This is a genomic window from Micromonospora sp. NPDC023888, from assembly GCF_040639415.1.
GTDB lineage: Bacteria > Actinomycetota > Actinomycetes > Mycobacteriales > Micromonosporaceae > Micromonospora.
In genome coordinates this window covers 1-3,648 of the sequence record NZ_JBEZZW010000086.1, presented here as the reverse complement: position 1 = coordinate 3,648, position 3,648 = coordinate 1, and the positions used below count along the sequence as shown (strand labels likewise).

General features: G+C 70.9%; 1 protein-coding gene. It reads right to left on the bottom strand.

All coding sequences use genetic code 11. The annotated features are described in order from the left end of the window. The coding region (locus tag AB0F61_RS34080) for an amino acid adenylation domain-containing protein (protein WP_357818490.1) at window positions 1–3,642 on the bottom strand (3,642 nt) is incomplete at its 3' end. Window positions 3,643–3,648: the final 6 nt, after the last annotated feature.

The following is a 3,648-nucleotide window of genomic DNA, read 5'->3' as shown; positions in this document are numbered from 1 at the left end:
CGGCGACACCACCATCGCCCGCAACACCCGCACCCACCGCGCCGCAAACCCCTCCACCGTCACCCGGTCATACAAATCCGTCGAAAACTCGACGAGACCGGTGAGGCCGGCCGGACTGCCGTCCAGCGCCGACGCCTCGATCATGTTGATCGACAGGTCGACCCGGGAGACGCCGGTGTCGACCGACGCGCCGGAGGCGGTGACACCCGGCAGGTCGACGGTCTGCTCGGCGGTGTTCTGCAGTCCGAAGAGGATCTGCACCAGTGGGTGGTGGGCCGCCGACCGGTGCGGGTTGAGCCGTTCCACCAGGTACTCGAAGGGCATGTGCTGGTGGGCGTACGCGGCCAGGGAGGTTTCCCGTACCCGGGTGAGCAGCTCGCCCAGGGTGGGGTCGCCGCTGGTGTCGGTGCGCAGCACCAGCATGTTCACGAACAGACCGATCAGGTCTTCGAGGCGGTCGTCGGTGCGCCCGGCGATCGGCGAACCGACAGCGATGTCGGTGCCGGCGCCGAGCCGGGTCAGCAGACCGGCCAGACCCGCCTGCAGGATCATGAACAGGGTGGTGCCGGTCTCCCGGGCCAGCCGGACGAGCTCGGCGTGCTGCTCGGCGTCGAGCTCGAAGGTGACCGTCTCGCCGCGGTAACTGGCGACCGCCGGGCGCGGCCGGTCGGTCGGCAGCGTCACCTGGTCCGGCAGCTCCGCCAGCTCGGCCAGCCAGTAGGCGACCTGCCGGCTGAACACGCTGTCCGGGTCGTCGTCGGCGCCCAGGTGCTCGCGCTGCCAGAGCGTGTAGTCGGCGTACTGCACCGGCAGCGGCTGCCAGGTCGGCGCGCTGCCGGCCCGGCGGCTGGTGTACGAGGCGGTCAGGTCGGACACGAGCACCTGCAGGGACCAGCCGTCGGCGACGATGTGGTGCAGCACCAGCATCAACACCCACTCGCCGGGTCCGGCCGCGAACAGCCACGCCCGCAGCGGGATCTCCCGCGCCAGGTCGAACTCGTAGCGGGCCGCCTCGCGCAACGCCTCCGGCAGCTCGGCCTCGGACACCGCACGAACGGGCAGCTCGACCTCGGCAGTGTCCAGGATCCGCTGGTACGGGTGCCCGGCCCGCTCGGCGAAGACGGTTCGCAGCGCCTCGTGCCGGGCCACGACATCGGCCAGCGCCAGCCGCAGCGCGTCCGCGTCCAGGTCGCCGGAGAGCCGGATCGCCAGCGGCGAGTTGTACGTCGCCGACGGCCCCTCCAGTTTGAACAGGAACCACAGGCGCTGCTGGGCGAACGAGAGCGGCAGCGGCTCGGGCCGCGACATCGGTTGCAACCGGGCCGGGACCGGGCCGCCCTCGACGAGCTGACCGGCGAGCTGCCGTGGGGTCGGGGCGTTGAAGAACGTCCGCATCGACACGTCCACGCCGAGCGTGCCGCGTACCCGCGAGATCAGCCGGGTCACCAGCAGCGAGTGGCCGCCCAGGTCGAAGAAGTTGTCGTCGGAGCCGAGCTGCTCGACCCCCAGGACGTCGGCGAAAACCGACCGCAGGATCTCCTCGTGCGGCGTACGCGACGACCGGTTGTCCACGGCAGTGGTGACGAACCGCGGCTCGGGCAGCGCGTCGCGGTCCAGCTTGCCGTTGGCGTTCAGCGGGAACTCGTCGAGCACGACGATCGCGGCCGGCACCAGGTAGTCGGGCAGCTCGGCGCGCAGTTCGTCGCGCAGACCGGCGGCGTCGGCGGGTTCCGCACCGGACGTCACGTACGCGATCAGTGCCTGGAAGCCGTGCTGATCGGGCCGGGCCACCACGACGGCCTGCGCGACGCTCGACCGCCGTACCAGCGCAGCCTCGACCTCGCCGGGCTCGACCCGGAAGCCACGGATCTTGAGTTGGTGGTCGGACCGGCCGACGTACTCCAACTCGCCGTCGGCGTTCCACCGGACCACGTCACCGGTCCGGTACATCCGGGCACCGGCCGGGCCGAACGGGTCGGCCACGAACCGCGACGCGGTCAGGCCGTGCCGACCGAGGTATCCCCGGGCCACCCCGGCGCCACCGATGTACAGCTCGCCACGTGCGCCCGGCGGCACCGGACGCAGGTGCGCGTCCAGCACGTACACGAGAGTGCCCGCCAACGGCGCACCGATCGGGTGGGCGCCGGCCGACAGCGGCCGACTGATCGACGCCGCCACAGTGGTCTCCGTCGGACCGTACAGGTTGGTCATCCGGCGGCCCACCGACCAGCGACGGACCAGATCCGCCGAGCAGGCCTCCCCGCCGACCACCAGGCTGCGCAGCCCGACCAGCCGTTCGGGAGCATCGCTCGGCAGCGTCGCCAGCACCGACGGCGGCACGAAGGCATGGGACACTCCCGCACCCGCCAGCAGCGCGGCCAACTCGTCGCCGGCCAGCCGGCCCGGCTCGGGCATCACCAGGACGGCACCCGCGTGGAACGCGGTGAGAAACTCGAAGACGGAGACGTCGAAGCTCGGTGAGGTGAGCTGCAGGACCCGGCTCTCGCGGTCGATGGCCGCGCGCTCGCAGCCGCTGACCGCCAGCGCGGACAGACCGCTGTGGGTCACGACCGTGCCCTTGGGCCGGCCCGTCGAGCCGGAGGTGTAGATGACGTAGGCGGGGTGCTCGACCCGCACGGCGACGCCGGCCGGGTTGGTCACCGGCGCGTCCCGCAGCGCGGCGGCCACGGCGGGGTCGTCGATCGCGATGGCGCCGGCAGCCAGGTCGGCGTGGGCGGTGTCGGTGAGCAGGATCCTCGGCCGGGCGTCCGCGATGAGGTACCCGACCCGTTCCGCCGGGTACGCCGGGTCGATCGGCAGGAACGCGGCGCCGGCCTTACCGATCGCGAGAACGGTGGCGATCTGTGTCGCGCTGCGCGGCAGCAGCACGCCGACGACGTCCTCCGGTCCGACGCCGTGGTCGATCAGATACCCCGCCAACCGGTTGGCGTTCTCGTTCAGTTGCGCGTACGTCCAGCTCAGCGACCCCTCGACCACCGCGATGGCGTCCGGGGTCGCGGCGGCCGTGGCCTCGAAGACGGCCGGCCACACGCGCGGCTCGGGTGCTGCCGCGTCGCGCCCGGACAGGGCGAGAAGCGCCGCGTTCTCCTCCTCGGAGAGCAGGTCGACGGCGTTGATCCGGCGGCCCGGGTCGGCGACGACCGCCTGCAGCATGCGGACGAGCCGCGCCGCGAACGACTCGACGGTGCTCGCGTCGTACAGGTCGGTGGCGTACTCGACAGCGCCACGGATGCCCTGCGGCGAACCCTTTCCGTCGAACGATTCGGTGATGTTGATGGTGAGATCCACCCGGGACACTCCGGTGCCGATCTCCTCCGCCTGAGCGCGCAACCCCGGCAGGTTGAAGCTGGTGTCCGGGTTGTTCTGGAACGCCAACAACACCTGGAACAACGGACTGTGCGCCGTACTCCGATGCGGATTGAGCTTCTCCACCAACGACTCGAACGGCACATCCTGATGCGCGTACGCCTCCAACGACATATCCCGAACCCGCTGCACCAACTCGCCGAACCCCGGATCCCCCGACGTATCCACCCGCAACACCAACGTATTAACAAAAAAACCAACCAACTCATCCAACGACTCATCAGTACGACCCGCGACCGGACTACCAACAGGCACATCCTC